The organism is Nocardioides sp. Root122, assembly GCF_001425025.1.
Taxonomy (GTDB): Bacteria; Actinomycetota; Actinomycetes; order Propionibacteriales; family Nocardioidaceae; genus Nocardioides.
The window spans coordinates 464337-480702 of the sequence record NZ_LMDE01000001.1; the positions used below are offsets into that span (position 1 = coordinate 464337).

The following is a 16366-nucleotide window of genomic DNA, read 5'->3' on the forward strand; positions in this document are numbered from 1 at the left end:
TGCCTCAGCCGATGAGCAAGCGGACGGGCGGCGACGGCCGCCTGACCACGGCAATCGATCCCCAGGACCAGGGCCCGCAGGACGCATGCGGCGTCTTCGGTGTCTGGGCCCCCGGCGAGGACGTCGCCAAGCTGACCTACTTCGGGCTCTACGCGCTGCAGCACCGCGGCCAGGAGTCTGCGGGCATCGCGGTCAGCAACGGGCGCCAGATCCTGGTCTACAAGGACATGGGCCTGGTCTCCCAGGTCTTCGACGAGTCGACGCTGGAGTCCCTCAAGGGGCACCTCGCGATCGGCCACTCGCGCTACTCCACGACCGGCGCGTCCACGTGGCAGAACGCCCAGCCGACGTTCCGGCCCACCGTGGACGGGTCGATCGCCCTCGGCCACAACGGCAACCTGATCAACACCCACGAGCTCGCCCAGATGGTCGCCGACCTGCCCGGTCCCGACGGTGAGCTGGAGCTGCACACCCGTCCGGTCGAGGAGTCGACCAACGACACCAGCCTCGTCACCGCGCTCCTGGCGCACCACCCCGACACCTCGCTCGAGCAGCGCGCGCTCGAGGTGCTGCCGCAGGTCCGCGGCGCCTTCTGCTTCGTGTGGATGAACGAGGGCACCCTCTACGCCGCCCGTGACCCGCAGGGCATCCGTCCGCTCGTGCTCGGCCGCCTCGACCGCGGCTGGGTGGTCGCCAGCGAGGACGCCGCGCTCGCCACGATCGGCGCGAGCGTGGTCCGCGAGGTCGAGCCCGGCGAGATGGTCGTCATCGACGAGAACGGCCTGCGCTCGCACCGGTTCGCCGAGGCCGACCGCAAGGGCTGCGTCTTCGAGTACGTCTACCTCGCCCGCCCCGACGCCACCATCAGCGCCCGCAGCGTCCACGAGTCGCGGGTCGAGATGGGTCGTCAGCTCGCGCGCGAGTTCCCCGTCGAGGCCGACCTCGTCATCCCGGTGCCCGAGTCGGGGACGCCGGCCGCGGCGGGCTACGCCGAGGAGTCGGGGATCCCGTTCGGCCAGGGCTTCGTCAAGAACGCCTACGTCGGGCGCACCTTCATCCAGCCCAGCCAGACGCTGCGCCAGCTCGGCATCCGGCTCAAGCTCAACGCCCTCGAGCACATGATCCGCGGCAAGCGGATCGTCGTGGTCGACGACTCGATCGTGCGCGGCAACACCCAGCGCGCCCAGGTGCGGATGCTGCGCGAGGCGGGCGCGCTCGAGGTGCACGTGCGGATCTCCAGCCCGCCGGTGAAGTGGCCGTGCTTCTACGGCATCGACTTCGCCACCCGGGCCGAGCTGATCGCCAACGGCCTGACCCCCGAGGAGATCGCCGCCAGTGTCGGGGCCGACACGCTGGGCTACATCTCCCTCGACGGGATGATCGACGCGACCAAGCAGTCGCGCGAGACCCTCTGCACGGCCTGCTTCACCGGCGAGTACCCCGTCGAGCTGCCCGACGAGAGCCTGCTCGGCAAGCACCTGCTCGAGGCGACGCTGCAGTCGCCCACGATGGGCCGGGCGCTGCCGGTCCTCAACAACCCCTGATCCGCACGCCGCCAGTCTGAGGAGCCCCGTGTCCGACCAGCAGCCCACCGCAGCCGAGGGGGCCTATGCCGCCGCCGGAGTGTCGATCGAGGCGGCCGACCGCGCGATCGACCTGATGAAGGGCTGGGTCGAGAAGGCCCGTCGCCCGGAGATGATCGGTGGGCTCGGCGGCTTCGCCGGCCTCTTCGACGCCTCCGCGCTCACCCGCTACGAGCGTCCGCTGCTGGCCACGTCCACCGACGGCGTCGGCACCAAGGTCGCGATCGCCCAGCTGATGGACGTCCACGACACGATCGGCTTCGACCTCGTCGGCATGGTCGTCGACGACCTCGTGGTGTGCGGCGCCGAGCCGCTGTTCATGACCGACTACATCGCCTGCGGCCGGGTCGTCCCCGAGCGCATCGCGGCGATCGTCAAGGGCATCGCGGAGGCCTGCGTCGTCGCCGGCTGCGCGCTCATCGGCGGCGAGACCGCCGAGCACCCCGGCCTGCTCGACCCCGACGACTACGACGTCGCCGGCGCGACCACCGGCGTCGTCGAGGCCAGCAAGCTGCTCGGCCCCGGCCGCGTGCGCCCCGGCGACGTGGTCATCGCGATGGAGGCCAGCGGACTGCACTCCAACGGCTACTCCCTCGTGCGCCACGTGCTGCTCGGCTCGCCCGGGTCCGGCGGCGCCGGCTGGACCGTCGAGCGCCACGTCGACGACTTCGGCCGCACCCTCGGTGAGGAGCTGCTCGAGCCGACCCGCATCTACGCCAAGGCCTGCCTCGACCTGGCCGAGCGCACCGAGACCCACGCCATGTCGCACGTGACCGGCGGAGGTCTCGCCGCCAACCTCGAGCGGGTGCTCCCCGAGGAGCTGTCGGTCCGCATCGACCGCTCGACGTGGACGCCGCAGCCGGTCTTCGACGTCGTACGCCAGGTGGGCGGGGTGCCGCAGGCCGACCTCGAGGCGACGCTCAACTGCGGCGTGGGCATGGTCGCGCTGACCGCACCCGAGTCGGTCGACACCGCCATCTCCGTGCTCGCCGGGCACGGCATCCGCGCGTGGGTCGCCGGTGAGGCGCGCACCGACGCCGACCAGGGCGGCCGCGTCCTGCTCGAGGGCCAGCACCCCGGCTGGTGACGCCAGGGGTCAGCGCGAGAGCGCGGCCTCGACCTGGTCGACGAACTCCTGCGTGGCCACCGACGAGTGGGTCAGGGTGCGCTGCGCCACCTCGATCACGACGGTGTCGGCCGCCGCGACCTGGCGCGCCAGCACGCCGGTGTCGAGGTACTGGAACCACGCGAACGCGCCACGCTCGACCAGCGGCATGGTGAGGTCGAGCCCGGCGTAGGAGAACGAGTCGCCGATGAGCAGCGTGCGGCCCGGCAGCGTGCCGTCGCCCGTGACGGTCTTCCAGAGCAGCGGGCCGAACGACTCAGTGGCCGGGTCGAACGGGGTCGGTCCGGGGATCGCCTCGAGCGTGTTGCCCGTGCTGAAGGCCCGCGACGGCGCGGACTCCACGTCGTCGCGCCCGGCCATCACATAGAGGTCGCCGTTGCGCTCGAGGATGCCGTCGGTGACCTCGACCCCGTCGGCGACCGCTGGGTCGAGCCGGTCGAGCACCTCGAGCAGCCACAGGCTCGCGCCGTACGACGTCCAGTGCGAGTCGCCACGCCAGTAGACCTGCTCGCCGTCGGCGTCTGCCCCGCGCAGCAGCGCGAGCGTGTCGACGTAGTGCTGCTCGTCGACCGTGCCGAGGAGGCGCTCCTGCCAACGCTGGTTCTCTCGGAAGCAGGCGTCCTGCGGCACCGTGTCGGGCAGCCGGTCGACCAGGGTCGTGGACTTGTCGGGGACGACCGTCCACGCCACGTCGCGCCCGGACCCGGCGATCACCTCGGCCAGGTCGCTGAGCGAGGCGAGGTAGTCGTCGAAGTGCTCACCGCTGCCGCAGGACAGGTCGAAGTCGGTGCCGATGAAGAGGTAGCCGTCGCGGCCCTCGACGGTCTGCGGCGCGGAGCCGTCCAGCTCGTGCAGGCGCGGTGACGGTACGTCGCTGGGGGCGCCCGTCCGGCCGTCGCCGGCGTCGCTGTCGGGGCCCGTGGCGTCCGAGGAGCAGCCGGCGAGGCCGAGGACGATCGTGGCCAGGAGGGTCACGAGGGCGGGGGGCCCGGGGCGGCGCAGCACGGGGGCAGTGTGCCCCAGCAGGGCCCCGGCTGCGGTATTTCGCTCCCGGCGGAACGAAAAGCGGTGTCGTGGTGTGCGGGAACAGCCACCGCTCAGGTAGCGTTGTCCCCACGATATGTAACCGATCAGACCGGGCGCGTCGAGGATCTCCTCGACAGCCCCGGCCAAGTGTGCGAGGGGGTCGACCCTATGGGGCGCGGCCGAGCGAAGGCGAAGCAGACGAAGGTCGCACGCGACCTGAAGTACCGGACCCACGAGACGGACTTCGGCGCGTTGGCGAAGGAGCTGCACGGTGAGGACACCCATCCCCGGCCGACGGAAGTCGAGCCGGACGACGACGAATGGTCGGACTATGCCGATCCGCGTCGTCGCGCAGACTGACCCACGCGCTGCCTGATCGAGCGCAGCTCCACCCCGGGACACCGGGCGTACGACCGCGCCCTCACACCGACCGGGCACTTCATCCCCGTCAGACATGACGACCGGGCCCTTCGTCGCGCGCGAGGCGGGACGAAGCGCCCGGTCAGTGGCCAGGACGGGGACGAAGCGCCGGTCAGCCGAGGTAGAGGCCGCGCAGGCGGCCGACCTCGCGCATCCGGCGCTCGGCCAGGCGGTCGGCTGCGGCCGCGGTGGTGACGCCGTCGGCCTTGGCGAGCTCGAAGACCTTGCGGGTCGTCTCGAAGATCCCGGTCGCGCGCTGCTTGGCGCGCTCGAAGGAGAAGCCCTCGAGCTCGTCGGCGACCTGGATCACGCCGCCGGAGTTCACGCAGTAGTCGGGGGCGTAGAGGATGCCGCGCTCGTCGACCTGCTTCTCGATGCCCGGGTGGGCGAGCTGGTTGTTGGCGGCGCCGCAGATGATCGTCGCCTGCAGCACCTCGAGGACCTCGTCGCTGATCGCCCCGCCCATGGCGCACGGCGCGTAGACGTCGATCTCGCTCGCGACGAGCTCGTCGGTGGAGGCGACGGCCTGCACCTGCGGGAACTCAGCGCGGATCGCCTCGACGGAGGGAGCGTGCACGTCGGTGACGACGACCGTGGCGCCGTCCTCGATCAGGTGGCGGACCAGGTGGCGCCCGACCTTGCCGACGCCGGCGATGCCGACGGTGCGGCCGGCGAGCGTCGGCTCGCCCCAGACCTGCTCGGCGGCGGCGCGCATGCCCTGGAAGGTGCCGAAGGCGGTCAGCACCGAGCTGTCGCCCGCGCCGCCGTGGGCGACGGTGCGGCCGGTGACGAAGTCGCACTCGCGGGCGATGTGGTCCATGTCCGGAGAGTTGGTGCCCACGTCGCAGGCGGTGAAGTAGCGCCCGTCGAGCGACTGCACGAAGCGGCCGTAGGCACGCAGCAGCGCCTCGGTCTTGAGCGCCGCCGGGTCGCCGATGATGACGGCCTTGCCGCCGCCGAGGTCGAGGCCGGCGAGCGCGTTCTTGTAGGACATGCCGCGCGAGAGGTTGAGGACGTCGACGATCGCGTCATCGGTGCTGGCGTAGGGGTAGAACCGCGTCCCGCCCAGGGCCGGGCCCAGTGCCGTGGAGTGGATGGCGATGATGGCCTTGAGGCCCGTCGCCTGGTCATTGCAGAAGACGACCTGCTCGTGCTCGCTCCCGAGCTCGAAGACGTCGACTCCCGAACTGCGTGCTCCTGACATTCCTGGATCCTTTTCTGGTGGGTGCGGCCGCGGGGTGTGCGGACCTGGTCAGCGCGGTCGAGGGGTGGTGACCGCCGTCACCCTCAGGGTAGACCCGCGCACTCACCGCGACCGCATCACCACGAGGTCCCCGTGGGTGCCGTAGCCGAGCAGCTTCCCGCCGGCCGGGCGCCCGTTGAAGGAGGCCATCAGCCACGCCCCGTCGAGGTGCGCGAGGGTCGGCCACGGCAGGTTGGTGGGGTACGGCGCGTCGAGCACGCCGCGGTCCTGCATCGCCAGGTCGAAGACGGGGAACCGGGCCCGGCGGCCCCGTTGCGAGTCGCGACCGTCGCTGGCCAGGACGACCAGCTCGCCGTCCACGTCGAGCAGCGTGGTGCCCTCCGTGGCGGTGCGGTCGGCGGCCGCGCCGAGCAGGTGCAGCTCCTCGAGCGCGGGTCCACCGGCGACGGCGGGGTGGAAGTCGAAGAACCTCCGCGCGCTCACGAAGCCGACCAGCCACCGCCCGTCGCGGCGCACGAGGTGCGGGTCCCAGGTGGCGATCGAGTCAAGCCCGTCGGTGGGCAGCGGCAGCTCGCGGGTGTCGAGGACGTGGCGGCCGTGGAGCAGGTCGTCGTCCGAGCCGGCGAGGGTGACCCGCAGCCCCGACGGCGTACGTCGCCCGACGCGCGTGCGCGGTTGCTCGAAGTCGCCCCACGTGCTGGTCGCCACCAGCCAGCGGCCCTCGCTGCGGAGCAGGTGGGTGGCGTGGTCGCCGAAGACGCCCGGCCGGTCGGGGCGTCGGAAGAACAGGTCGGCAGTGTGGGTCACCTCGACGGCGTCGGGGTCGAAGCGCCACACGCTGGTGTGCGCGGTGTCGAAGAAGCCCGGCCCGGCCGAGGTCGCGGTGAGCCAGAGGCTGTCGTCGTCGCGCAGCGGCGTACCGTCCTCGTCGGTCACGAACCGCACGTCGCGCACGCCGAGCTGGCCGAACCCGCCGGCGGTGCCGCCCCCGGCCGGGAGCTCGACCTGCAGCCCCGCCAGGGCCGCCTCGTCGCGGGTGTCGACCACCCCACGGAGGTCGTGGCGGGCGCGGGCCACCCATCGGTCGCCCTCACGGCACCACGCGGTGACGTGGGTGCCGGTGAGGGACAGCCCGAGGCCGGTCGGGGACTCGGCGCGGTGGAAGCGCCGGCTGCGCAGCGTCCCGCTACCGGTGACCTCGAGCGCGACCGACCCGTCGTCGACGCGGGCCGTGAGGCGGTGCCCGCCGAGGTGCAGGGCGAGCGCGCCCTCGGGGCCCGACGTCGCGGCGACGTACGGCGCCGGGCTGGGCAGCGGCGACGTCCCTGCCACGTCCGTGGTCACCTGGACGGCGCTGGGTGCGACGAGGTCGATCGGGCGGAGTCGGCGCACGATCTCGAGGCGGGGGAGCACCGGGCCATTGTGGCGGGAGACACCGCAGGGCCCCGATCGGGACGCGATCGGGGCCCTGCGGCGTGTGTGGTGGCCAGGGGCGGGGTCGAACCGCCGACCTACCGATTTTCAGTCGGTCGCTCGTACCAACTGAGCTACCTGGCCAACGCGGAGGAGACTACCGCAGCCCCCTGGGGTGGCGGGAATCGGCCGTCTCACACGCCGTACGGCGCCTTCGCTGGCAGCTCGAGCCAGAAGGACGAGCCCACGCCGACCGTCGAGGTGCCCTGCACCGCGCCGCCGTCGCGCTCGGCGATCGTGCGCGAGATCGAGAGGCCGAGGCCGCTGCCCTTGGTCGCCGAGCCGGCGAAGCGCACGAAGGGCTCGAAGACCCGCTCGACCTGGTCCGGGGTGAGGCCCGGTCCGTCGTCGCGGACGATGATGCGCACCATCTCCTGGCCGCTCTCGCCGAGCAGCGACTCCGCCGACAGGTGCACCGACCCGCCGGCGGACCGGTGGTAGGCGATCGCGTTGCCGACGAGGTTGGTGAGCACCTGGCGTACGGCGGAAGGGTGCGCCCAGACCGTGAGCGCCGGGTCGACGTCGACCCGGATCCGCACACTGGCGTTGAGCGCCGGGACGCGGTGCCAGTGGACGACGTCGGCGATGGCGTCGGCGACCACGACGTCCTGGCGCTTGTCGTCGTTGGAGAAGGCGCGCCCGGCGCCCAGCAGGCTGTCGACGACGGAGACCAGCTGCTCGCAGGCGCGCAGGATCACGGGGCCGTCCTTGAGGAGCCCGGCGGACACCGGCTCCTGCGGGTTGTCGGCGGCGTCGTCCATCAGCACCTCGGTGTAGCCCATGATCGCCGCCAGCGGTGTGCGCAGCTCGTGGCCCACGGCGGCGAAGAAGTGCTGGTTGGCCAGCTGGGCCTCGTTGCCGGCCTCGATGGCCTCGACCAGCGCGCGCCGGGAGTGCTCGAGCTGGAGGCGGGAGGAGATCGCCGCGTTGAGGAGGTGCAGGTCGTCGATCAGCGCGGCGGGCCACGCACCCGGGCTCGTGCTGCCGACGGACAGGCTCCCGAACATGGTGCCCGCGGACGAGTAGATGGTCGCGATCAGGCTGCGGACGCCGACGCCGGCGAGCTCCCTGCGGTCCTGCTCGGCCTCCGGTGGCAGCAGGTCGGTGTCGAGCAGGACGACCAGGTCGTCGCGGCGGGCGAACTGCGATAGCCACGGCATGCTCAGCGCTGCCTCGGGCCCGGCGCCGGGGTCGGGGAGGATCGAGGACGGTGACCCCGGCCGTACCCACTCCCGGACCCAGGCGCGGCCGCCCAGCATCATCCAGACCGAGGGGTCCACGGGTGTGAAGCCGACCAGTGACGTCGCCACGGCGTCGACGCGCGGGTAGGTCAGCAGGTGGGTGGCCGCCAGCTCGATGGCCTCGTCCAGCGCAATCTCGCTGGCGAGGACGGCGGCGGTGAGGATGGCGACGGCAGGGGAGACCTCGCCCTGCGCGGTGGCGTCCTGGAGGGCGGGGTGGTCGCTCACCGTGCCCCACCTCCTGCCGCCTCGGTCGTGAACCTGCACGGTAGCGGTGCGAGCCCCCGGGTCTGGTCGATTTCGACGTCCGCGGCCAACCGCACCCCGTGTGCGAGGGCCCACTCCGCCAGCTCGACGAGGACGGCGAGCCCGAGCGTACGTCCGGGGCAGGAGTGCGGCCCCGCGCCGAACGGCAGCCACGCCCCGGGACGCCGGGTCTCGTCGCCCCACCGTCCGGGGTCGAAGTCCGCGAGGCCGTCCGGTTCGCCGGGCACGAGCTCGGGGAGGCGACCCAGCAGCAGTGGACTGACGAGGACGACCGCACCGGCCGACAGGTGCTGACCGGCGAGGTCCACCTCGGTGGTGGTGAGGCGGGCGGTGATCCAGGTCGGTGGCGTCACCCGCAGCGACTCCCAGACGGCGTGGAGCGCCTCGACGTCCGGCGACGGCTCACGACCGAGCCAGGCGAGGAGCCACGACCCGGCCGCGATGGGCACCTGGATCCCGGCGGCGAGCATGGTCGCCGCCTGCTGGGGCGTGCCGGGGAGGTCCTCGATCGGCGCGAGGGTGTCCTCGAGCCGGAGGCGGGCGTCCCGCTCGCCGCGGCGGGTGCGGCTCCAGCGCCGCGGCGCCCTGGCCGCCGAGATCACGGGTGCGAGCGCGTCGATCCACGCCAGCACACCCTCGGCCACGGCCTCGCGCTGTGCGGGGCTCGCCCCGGGGAGGAGCGCGTCGCAGGTGGAGCGGGCCACCGGCCGTCGCAGCAGCACCATCGCGTCGTACGCCTCGCCGGGCCTCGCGCGGTCGTGCGCAGCGATCGCCTCGGGCCAGAGCTCGGCGAACGTGGCCACGCCGCGGGCCACCTGGGCCGGCGTCAGGGGCGCGAAGGTGAGATGACCCGAACGGGTCTCCCCGCGGCTGGCCGAGAGGTCGCCGCTGCGGCTCACGTCGCTGGGGAAGTCGAAGTGGTCGACGTCGGTGAGGACCTGCCTGGCCTGTGCCGGCGTGGTGGTGAGCCACGGGCCGTGCGGGCCCAGGGCGACGATCCCGGACCGAGGGGCCGCGAGGACAGCGCCGAGCCGACCGCCGGCCGACTCGGCGCTGCCCACGTGCATCACTGGTGGTGCGTCACCCTTCGGGTGCCGTGCGCTCAGCGGCCGCCGGGGGCGGGGCGCCACATGTACATCGCCTGCAGCTGGTTGGCGGAACGCTTGGACTCGATGTGGGTGCGGATGCGCTTCATCATGGTGTTCTCCAGGGTTGGGGTTGGCGCACGTCTGGGGAGACGTGCAGGTGTGACACCACCCGGAGGCCAGGACCCGGTGTTGCTTCAGGGACGGGTCAGGACCCCACGTCGCGCAGTGTCTCCTCGATCAAATCAGTCAATTGCTGAATACGCAGCGGCTTCTGCATCACAGTTTCGACTCCGAGCTCCTGGAGGACCGCTCGGTGCTCGCCCGCCCAGGCGCTGATCACGACCACCTTGGTGGCCGGAGCGACGTCGGCGTGCTCCCGCATCCACCGCACCACGTCGACGCCGTTCATGCGCGGCATGGTGAGGTCGAGGAGCATCACGTCGAAGGAATCGCGCTGGAGGATCTCCACGGCGTCCTGGCCGTCGACCGCCGTCGAGGCGACGTGACCGGCCCTCTCGACGAGGCGACAGAAGACGTCCCTGATGTCCTCGTTGTCATCGACGACGAGGAAGCGCAACTGCCGAGACGCGGTGCCCACGGGGCAAGGCTAGTGAACTCCGGCCGGTCGCGGCGCATCATCTGGACAACTGACCAAATTTCGCGTGTCGGGACCGCTCGTCCGGGTTGGGTGGGCGGTGCGTGCTGCCCCTATGCTGTACGACGCCCGACCCGGGCTCGTCCCGGGCCGAGCTGGCCCCCATCGTCTAGCGGCCCAGGACCCCGCCCTTTCACGGCGGTAGCGCCGGTTCGAATCCGGTTGGGGGTGCGACCGGGCCCGTGGTTCCCGCCGATTTGGTGGACTGCGACGGGCATGGGTTACAGTTCCACCCGCTTCACAACAAGCACCTGGCCCCGTAGCGCAGTTGGTTAGCGCGCCGCCCTGTCACGGCGGAGGCCGCGGGTTCGAGTCCCGTCGGGGTCGCCAACGCATGCAGGAATCAGGGAGAGCCACCAGGCTCTCCCTGATCTGCATTTCAGCCCGCCCTTCGCCCCCTTCCCTAGGCTGACGGCATGCCGATCGACCTCGACCCCGACGCCTTCGACGCGATGGTGGGCCGGGCGCTCGACGACCTGCCCGACGACCTGGTCCGGCTCGTGGACAACGTCGTGGTCCTGGTCGAGCCGGAGGCGCCGGCCGACGATCCCGACCTCCTCGGGCTCTACGACGGACTCGCGCTCACCGAGCGTCCTGCCAACCACGCGGGCGAGCTCCCCGACCGGATCCTGCTGTTCCGCGGCCCCTTGCTGGACATGGCCGACACGGTCGAGCAGCTCGAGGAGGAGGTGCGGATCACCGTGGTGCACGAGGTGGCCCACCACTTCGGGCTCGATGACGCCCGGCTCCACGAGCTCGGGTGGGGCTAGCCGCCGACGCGGACCAGGTCGGTGCCGCGCAGCCGCGCCGGGCTCACCCGACCTGGCTGGTGGAGTGCGTCCCGCCCTGGCGCCCCGCCCAGGGCGTGGCCTCGGCGCCGTCGAGCTGGTGCACCAGCTCGCGAAGCAGCCAGTTCTGGAGGTCGCGCTGGCCCGGGGTGCGGGCCATCGAGAGCAGCCGCTCGGCACGGCAGAACGCGTCCGCCACGTCGAACATCTCGGTCATCGTCACGAAGATCGGGGCGGCCTCGCGGACCATGGTGAAGGACAGGTCGGCACGCGGGCGGCCCTCCTGCTCGGCGGTGCGGATCTGGGTGCGATAGGTCTCGGGGAACTGGCGCTCGAAGCTGGCGAACATCGCCGTCAGGTCGCCGGCCAGGGGGTAGTCGGACTGGTGGGAGAGGGACAGCAGGCGCAGCTCGCGCCGCAGCTCGTTGTACTGCCGGTGCAGCGAGGTGTAGAGGGGGACGTCGATGCCGAGGAGGCGGATGTCCACCGCGGCGTCGCTGGTGGGCTCGGAGCCCTCCTGGGAGTGGTGGTCGATGACCCACTCCGCGGCGCCGTCGTCGCGCATGTGCGGTGCCGGCTCGAACCAGACGATCTTGCCGTCGTTCTCGATCGTGGCGCCCCAGGCGATGGCGCACTGCGCCACCATCGCGAGCCCGCGGCCGAAGGTGAGCAGCAGGTCGAGGTCGTCGTCACCGGGCATCCGCACGGGCGGCACCGGGGGGCTGGTGGAGCCGTCGGCCACCTCGATCCGGGGATGGCTCGCGGTGCCGCGGACCCGCACCTTGAAGGGCGCGTTGGCGTGGATGATCGCGTTGGCCACGAGCTCCGAGACGCCCAGCTCGGCACACTCCACGAGGTCGGTGCGCTCGAGCCGGTGGCAGATGTCGCCCACCCATCGCCGGGCGTCGGCCGCGGCGCGCGGCGACGGCGCCAGGGTCAGCTCGGAGGTCAGCGGCACTGGGACTCTTTTCGGGGGCGTGGGTAGTCCAGCGGGCATTCACTACCCGGTTCGGCAGTGGCCGAAACCTGGTTGAGACCCTAACTTCTCGAGGGGCCCACTGGGGCGTGTGAGCAACCAGACGCGTACGGCGTTTCGCATCTGGCGGGTGCACAAGAGGACAATGGGTACCCAGAGATGGACCTACGACCCTAGGAGCTTCCATGGCCACGACGCAGGCGACCCGCCACAAGGTGGTCGTGATCGGCTCGGGCTTCGGCGGCCTGTTCGGCACCAAGGCGCTGCGCCGGGCCGACGTGGACGTCACGGTCATCGCCAAGACCACCCACCACCTCTTCCAGCCGCTGCTCTACCAGGTCGCGACCGGCATCCTGAGCGAGGGCGAGATCGCCCCGCCCACCCGCGAGGTCCTCAGCGGGCAGGACAACGCCAATGTCATCCTCGGCGAGGTCACCGGCATCGACCTCGAGGCCCGCACCGTCACCTCGCAGGTGCTCGGCCGCGACACCGTGACGTCCTACGACTCACTGCTCGTCGCCGCCGGCGCCAGCCAGTCCTACTTCGGCAACGACCACTTCGCCGAGTTCGCCCCGGGCATGAAGAGCATCGACGACGCCCTCGAGCTGCGCGGGCGAATCTTCGGCGCCTTCGAGATGGCCGAGCTCGGCGCCACCCGCGGCGACGACGTCGACCACCTGCTGACCTTCGTGGTCGTGGGCGCCGGCCCGACCGGCGTGGAGATGGCCGGCCAGATCGCCGAGCTGGCCCACAACACCCTGCGCAAGGACTTCCGCGCCATCAACACCCGGCAGGCACGCGTCGTCCTCGTCGACGCCGCACCGCAGGTGCTGCCGCCCTTCGGCGCCAAGCTCGGCGAGAAGGCCAAGAAGGAGCTCGAGAAGCTCGGCGTCGAGGTCATGCTCGGCGGCATGGTGACCGAGGTCGACGAGCGCGGCCTCGAGGTGAAGTTCAAGGACGGCCGCGTCGAGCGGATCAACTCCGTCGCCAAGATCTGGGCCGCCGGCGTGCAGGCCAACCCGCTCGGCCGCACCCTGTCGGAGCAGACCGGTGCCCCGCTCGACCGCGCGGGCCGGATCGCGGTCAACCCCGACCTCACCCTCCCCGGACACCCCGAGGTCTTCGTGGTGGGCGACATGATCGCGCTCGACAACCTCCCCGGTGTCGCGCAGGTCGCCATCCAGGGCGCGAAGTACGCCGCCAAGGAGATCCGCAACCGCGTCGAGGGCAAGCAGCCGCAGCAGCCGTTCAAGTACTTCGACAAGGGCTCGATGGCGATCATCAGCCGCTTCCGTGCCGTCGCGATGGTCGGCAAGCTCCGCCTCACCGGCGTGGTCGCGTGGCTGATGTGGCTCGGTGTGCACCTCGTCTACCTGACCGGCTTCAAGAACCAGGTCTCCGCGCTGATGCGGTGGGCGATCACCTTCATCAGCAACAACCGGTCCGAGCGCACCACCACGGAGCAGCAGATCTTCGCGCGTGCCGCCCTCGCCCGGCTGCGCCGCGGTGCGGCCGACCTGGTGTCCGACCCGGGCATCTACGACGCGACCCGCGCGATGGTCGAGGAGACCCGGCGCCAGGAGCTCGAGGCTGCTGCCGTGCGCGAGGCCGAGCTCACCGACTCCGGAGTCCGAGGCGTGCCGGCCGATCGCGTCGGCGGCGCCTGACCCGCAGCCCGGTCCGACCGGCCCCGCGCCACGTGGGCGCGGGAGCCGGTCGTACGCCGCTCAGCGCAGCGGGTCGAACGCCACCAGCTCGGGCGGCGTGGACCCCGAGGCGATCCGGTGCGCCAGCAGCTTGCCGGTGAGGGGGCCGAGCGCGATGCCCCACATGCCGTGCCCGCCGGCGACGAACACGGCGGGCGCCTTCGTGCGGCCGATGAGGGGCAGCCCGTCGGCGGTGCACGGACGGGAGCCGACCCACTCGTCGCGCCGGTCGTCGAGGTCGACACCGTCCAGGAGCGGACGGGCGGCGTCGACGATCGCACCGATGCGACGCTGGTCGAGAGCGGCGTCGGGAGCGCGGAACTCCATCATCCCGGCGACCCGCAGGCGCGGACCCTCGGCGGCCTCGATGGGCGTGCAGGCCACCCGCTGGGCCGGGAAGTAGACCGGCGACTGGGGCAGCCGGTCGCCGGTGACGCTGAACGAGTAGCCCCGCCCCGCCTGCACCGGCTGGCGTACGCCGAACTGGCGGGCGAGGTGGCCGACCCAGGCGCCGTTGGCGAGGACCACGTGGTCGTAGCCGCCCGGCTCGTGGTACTGCTCGCGCGTCGTGACGTACGCCCCGCGCGCGGTCTCGCTCACCCGGTCCACGGTGGCGCCCTCGACGAGCTGCCCGCCGCGCGCCACGAAGGAGGCGGCGAGGGCCGCGAGGAACTGCGGCGGGTTGAGGTAGCGCTGGTCGTGCAGCAGCACCGCGGAGGCGACGGTGGGCGACAGCGACGGCTCCACGACGCGGGCCTCGGGCCCCGACAGGACGTCGTACTTCACGTCCTGTCCGGCGTCACGGATCTGCTCGAGCTCGTGGACGAACGGCTCCTGGTCCTCGAGCGTGCGGAAGGCCGCCACGAACGGGTGCGCCTCGTGGACGGCGGACGCGACCCCGCCTGCGGTGAGCTCGTCGAAGGCGGTCAGGGCGCGTCGGTTCATCGGCTCGTAGGCGCGCATCCCCAGGCCCCACCGGCGCGCGGTGCTGTGCCGGGCGAACCCGGCGAGGAACCGGAGGAGGCGGGGGTCGGGCCGCAGCGGCAGGTAGACCGGCGACGAGGGGCGCCCGATGGCGCGGATGCCGTAGCCGAGGACCGCCGGCTCGGGCAGCGGCGCGGTCAGGGCGGGGGTCAGCCAGCCGGCGTTGCCCCACGAGGAGCCGGCGGCGACGTGGTCGCGCTCGTAGACGGTGACGTGGAAGCCGTGCTCCTGGAGGAACCAGGCGGTCGACAGGCCGACCATCCCGGCTCCGACGACGGCAGCGCGCTGGGACATGGGGACCAACTTTCTACGGAGAGCTGTCGGGGGAGAGCTGTCTGGGAGGGGAGGGCGTCAGCGGACGCCGGGGTCGCACGAGGTGCAGGCGTCCTGCCACGGCTCGCGGTCGAGCACCCGGGCGGGGATCACGGTCCCGCAGTGGGCGCACGTCCCATAGGTGCCGGTGCGGATCCGGGCGCGGGCGTCGCGGACCTGGTCGACGAAGCGGGCGACGATGCGGCGGTGCGCGGCGGCGACGACGTGGTCGGGCGTCGGTGGCAGGGCGTCCAGCTGGGCCTGCCGGGCCCGCTCGAGGCGGGCCAGGTGCTCGTCGACCTCGGCGAGGGTCGGCGGCAGGCCGTCCTCGAGCTGGGGAAGCGCGACGAGCCGGGCGGCGGGCCCGTCGTCCCGCGCGGTCCGGCGCGGGGTGTCCGGTCCCGGACCGTCCGCGGGCGGACGGTGCGCGCCTGGGGTGCCAGTGGTGATCTCAGCGGTGGTGCGGGGTGGGGCAGTGTCGATGGTCATGGTGCGGTCCTCGGCCGACGCTGCGCAGCCCCGGTCCGGGGCTGCGCGATGGACGGGTGCCGCGACGCGGTGCACCCGGTGGTCAGCTCAGCGGACGGGCGGGGCGCGGTCGACGCTGCGACGCAGCACGTCGAGTCCGCGGATGCCCCGGGCCTCCTCGCTCAGCTCGATCGCGAGCAGCGCGGCACCGGACGGCACGTGGGAGGGCAGGTGGCAGCGGTCGGCCGTGTGGGCCGTTCCGAGTGCCGTGATCGCCTCCATGCACTGGACCCTAGCAACGTTCCTGCGCAAAGCCAGTCGGCGACGTGGGCGGCGCCGGGCGCCGCGTCGGAGGGGTCAGGTGCGGGCTGCGGGGGGAAGGTCGGCGTCCGCCGCTGCGGGCGCGTGAGCCGGGTCCTCCGGCAGCTGGAGCACCTGCTCGCGGCACCAGTGCGAGACCTCGCGGCTCCCGCCGATCACCTCGTCGCGGAAGGACGTCCACGGCTCCCAGGCCGCGTCGGCCACCTCGTCGGGGTCGGGGCGCAGGGCCTCTGCGTCGGGCACCCGCGCCACGAAGACCGGGCACATCTCGTTCTCCACGATCCCGTCCTGCTCGGCGCGGTAGCGGAAGGCCGGCAGCACGAGCCGGAGGTCCTCGACGTCCGTCCCGAGCTCCTGGCGCACCCGGCGGCGTACGGCGTCCGCGAGCCGCTCGCCCGGACCGGGGTGGCCGCAGCACGCGTTGGTCCACACCCCCGCGAAGGTGCGCTTGTGCAGTGCCCGACGGGTGAGGAGGACCCGTCCCGCGTCGTCGAAGAGGTAGCAGGAGAAGGCGAGGTGGAGCGGGGTGTCGGCATGGTGCACCGACGCCTTGTCCTGCGTGCCGACGGCGTGCCCGGCCTCGTCGAGCAGGACGACGGACTCGAGGCTGGTCGGGCTGGTCGGGGTGGCGGTCATGCGGGCACCTCGTTCGATCGGACGGGTCGGTGGGCAGCGGTGGCGGGGCACAGGGGCGGGCATGGTGGCCCGGGGCGTCGGCGGGACCCCGC

At 72.6% G+C, this 16366-nt stretch carries 16 protein-coding genes and 3 tRNA genes; 7 read left to right on the forward strand and 12 right to left on the reverse strand.

What is annotated here, in order from left to right; genetic code table 11:
* The first annotated feature begins 11 nt into the window (after positions 1-11).
* Positions 12-1544, forward strand: a complete 1533-nt coding sequence (purF, locus tag ASC64_RS02150; protein ID WP_156385005.1) for an amidophosphoribosyltransferase — start codon at positions 12-14, stop codon at positions 1542-1544.
* 28 nt (positions 1545-1572) lie between these two features.
* A complete protein-coding gene (purM, locus tag ASC64_RS02155) occupies positions 1573-2670 on the forward strand; it encodes a phosphoribosylformylglycinamidine cyclo-ligase (RefSeq protein WP_056905857.1) in 1098 nt (365 codons plus the stop codon).
* A 9-nt stretch (positions 2671-2679) separates the two neighbouring features.
* Here the strand turns inward: purM and ASC64_RS02160 are convergent, their stop codons facing one another.
* A complete protein-coding gene (locus tag ASC64_RS02160; protein ID WP_156384959.1) occupies positions 2680-3714 on the reverse strand; it encodes an alginate O-acetyltransferase AlgX-related protein in 1035 nt (344 codons plus the stop codon).
* Positions 3715-3903: 189 nt separating this feature from the next.
* Here ASC64_RS02160 and ASC64_RS02165 point away from each other — a divergent pair, with 189 nt between their 5' ends.
* A complete protein-coding gene (locus tag ASC64_RS02165; protein ID WP_056906259.1) occupies positions 3904-4095 on the forward strand; it encodes a DUF3073 domain-containing protein in 192 nt (63 codons plus the stop codon).
* 172 nt (positions 4096-4267) lie between these two features.
* On the opposite strand, the gene ASC64_RS02170 is transcribed toward ASC64_RS02165, so the two are convergent.
* From ASC64_RS02170 to ASC64_RS02195, 6 genes are all read right to left on the reverse strand, one after another.
* The gene (locus tag ASC64_RS02170; protein WP_056905859.1) at positions 4268-5359 is read right to left on the reverse strand and encodes a Glu/Leu/Phe/Val family dehydrogenase; all 1092 of its coding nucleotides are present in this window, start codon (positions 5357-5359) and stop codon (positions 4268-4270) included.
* 102 nt (positions 5360-5461) lie between these two features.
* Positions 5462-6772: a hypothetical protein gene (locus tag ASC64_RS02175; RefSeq protein ID WP_056905860.1), complete on the reverse strand. Its 1311-nt coding sequence runs from the start codon at positions 6770-6772 to the stop codon at positions 5462-5464.
* Between the two features lie 67 nt (positions 6773-6839).
* Positions 6840-6916: transfer RNA gene (locus ASC64_RS02180), tRNA-Phe, on the reverse strand.
* Positions 6917-6966: 50 nt separating this feature from the next.
* On the reverse strand, positions 6967-8301 hold the full coding sequence (locus ASC64_RS02185) for a sensor histidine kinase (protein ID WP_056905861.1): 1335 nt from the start codon (positions 8299-8301) through the stop codon (positions 6967-6969).
* Entirely contained in the window at positions 8298-9407 is a 1110-nt protein-coding gene (locus tag ASC64_RS02190) for a cytochrome P450 (RefSeq protein ID WP_056905862.1), read from the reverse strand. Before ASC64_RS02190 ends, ASC64_RS02185 begins: the two co-directional genes overlap by 4 nt.
* Positions 9408-9633: 226 nt before the next feature.
* Entirely contained in the window at positions 9634-10026 is a 393-nt protein-coding gene (locus ASC64_RS02195; protein ID WP_056905863.1) for a response regulator, read from the reverse strand.
* A 155-nt stretch (positions 10027-10181) separates the two neighbouring features.
* On the opposite strand from ASC64_RS02195, the gene ASC64_RS02200 reads away from it, so the two are divergent.
* The 3 genes from ASC64_RS02200 (at position 10182) to ASC64_RS02210 (ending at position 10853) form a co-directional block, all read left to right on the forward strand.
* Positions 10182-10254: transfer RNA gene (locus ASC64_RS02200), tRNA-Glu, on the forward strand.
* A gap of 82 nt (positions 10255-10336) precedes the next feature.
* A tRNA-Asp gene (locus tag ASC64_RS02205) sits at positions 10337-10413 on the forward strand.
* Between the two features lie 86 nt (positions 10414-10499).
* Entirely contained in the window at positions 10500-10853 is a 354-nt protein-coding gene (locus tag ASC64_RS02210; RefSeq protein WP_056905864.1) for a metallopeptidase family protein, read from the forward strand.
* Positions 10854-10896: 43 nt separating this feature from the next.
* On the opposite strand, the gene ASC64_RS02215 is transcribed toward ASC64_RS02210, so the two are convergent.
* Complete coding sequence (locus ASC64_RS02215; protein ID WP_056905865.1) at positions 10897-11829, reverse strand: ATP-binding protein; 933 nt, start codon at positions 11827-11829, stop codon at positions 10897-10899.
* Positions 11830-12032: 203 nt separating this feature from the next.
* Here ASC64_RS02215 and ASC64_RS02220 point away from each other — a divergent pair, with 203 nt between their 5' ends.
* Positions 12033-13514, forward strand: a complete 1482-nt coding sequence (locus ASC64_RS02220; RefSeq protein ID WP_056905866.1) for an NAD(P)/FAD-dependent oxidoreductase — start codon at positions 12033-12035, stop codon at positions 13512-13514.
* A gap of 60 nt (positions 13515-13574) precedes the next feature.
* Here the strand turns inward: ASC64_RS02220 and ASC64_RS02225 are convergent, their stop codons facing one another.
* From ASC64_RS02225 to idi, 4 genes are all read right to left on the reverse strand, one after another.
* Positions 13575-14831 (reverse strand): NAD(P)/FAD-dependent oxidoreductase, encoded by a 1257-nt coding sequence (locus ASC64_RS02225; protein ID WP_056905867.1) that lies wholly within the window; start codon positions 14829-14831, stop codon positions 13575-13577.
* Between the two features lie 57 nt (positions 14832-14888).
* Positions 14889-15338 (reverse strand): hypothetical protein, encoded by a 450-nt coding sequence (locus tag ASC64_RS02230; RefSeq protein WP_056905868.1) that lies wholly within the window; start codon positions 15336-15338, stop codon positions 14889-14891.
* A gap of 87 nt (positions 15339-15425) precedes the next feature.
* Positions 15426-15599 carry a hypothetical protein gene (locus ASC64_RS21880; protein WP_156384961.1) on the reverse strand — a complete coding sequence of 58 codons (174 nt, stop codon included), beginning with the start codon at positions 15597-15599 and terminating at the stop codon, positions 15426-15428.
* A 75-nt stretch (positions 15600-15674) separates the two neighbouring features.
* The gene (idi, locus tag ASC64_RS02235) at positions 15675-16274 is read right to left on the reverse strand and encodes an isopentenyl-diphosphate Delta-isomerase (protein ID WP_056905869.1); all 600 of its coding nucleotides are present in this window, start codon (positions 16272-16274) and stop codon (positions 15675-15677) included.
* Positions 16275-16366: the final 92 nt, after the last annotated feature.

Coding starts and splice junctions, on each gene's coding strand:
- purF (WP_156385005.1), top strand. CDS start 12: ATGAGCAAGCGGACGGGCGGCGACGGCCGCCTGACCACGGCAATCGAT.
- ASC64_RS02165 (WP_056906259.1), top strand. CDS start 3,904: ATGGGGCGCGGCCGAGCGAAGGCGAAGCAGACGAAGGTCGCACGCGAC.
- ASC64_RS02170 (WP_056905859.1), bottom strand. CDS start 5,359: ATGTCAGGAGCACGCAGTTCGGGAGTCGACGTCTTCGAGCTCGGGAGC.
- ASC64_RS02190 (WP_056905862.1), bottom strand. CDS start 9,407: ATGCACGTGGGCAGCGCCGAGTCGGCCGGCGGTCGGCTCGGCGCTGTC.
- ASC64_RS02210 (WP_056905864.1), top strand. CDS start 10,500: ATGCCGATCGACCTCGACCCCGACGCCTTCGACGCGATGGTGGGCCGG.
- ASC64_RS02220 (WP_056905866.1), top strand. CDS start 12,033: ATGGCCACGACGCAGGCGACCCGCCACAAGGTGGTCGTGATCGGCTCG.
- ASC64_RS02225 (WP_056905867.1), bottom strand. CDS start 14,831: ATGTCCCAGCGCGCTGCCGTCGTCGGAGCCGGGATGGTCGGCCTGTCG.
- ASC64_RS02230 (WP_056905868.1), bottom strand. CDS start 15,338: ATGACCATCGACACTGCCCCACCCCGCACCACCGCTGAGATCACCACT.
- ASC64_RS21880 (WP_156384961.1), bottom strand. CDS start 15,599: ATGGAGGCGATCACGGCACTCGGAACGGCCCACACGGCCGACCGCTGC.
- idi (WP_056905869.1), bottom strand. CDS start 16,274: ATGACCGCCACCCCGACCAGCCCGACCAGCCTCGAGTCCGTCGTCCTG.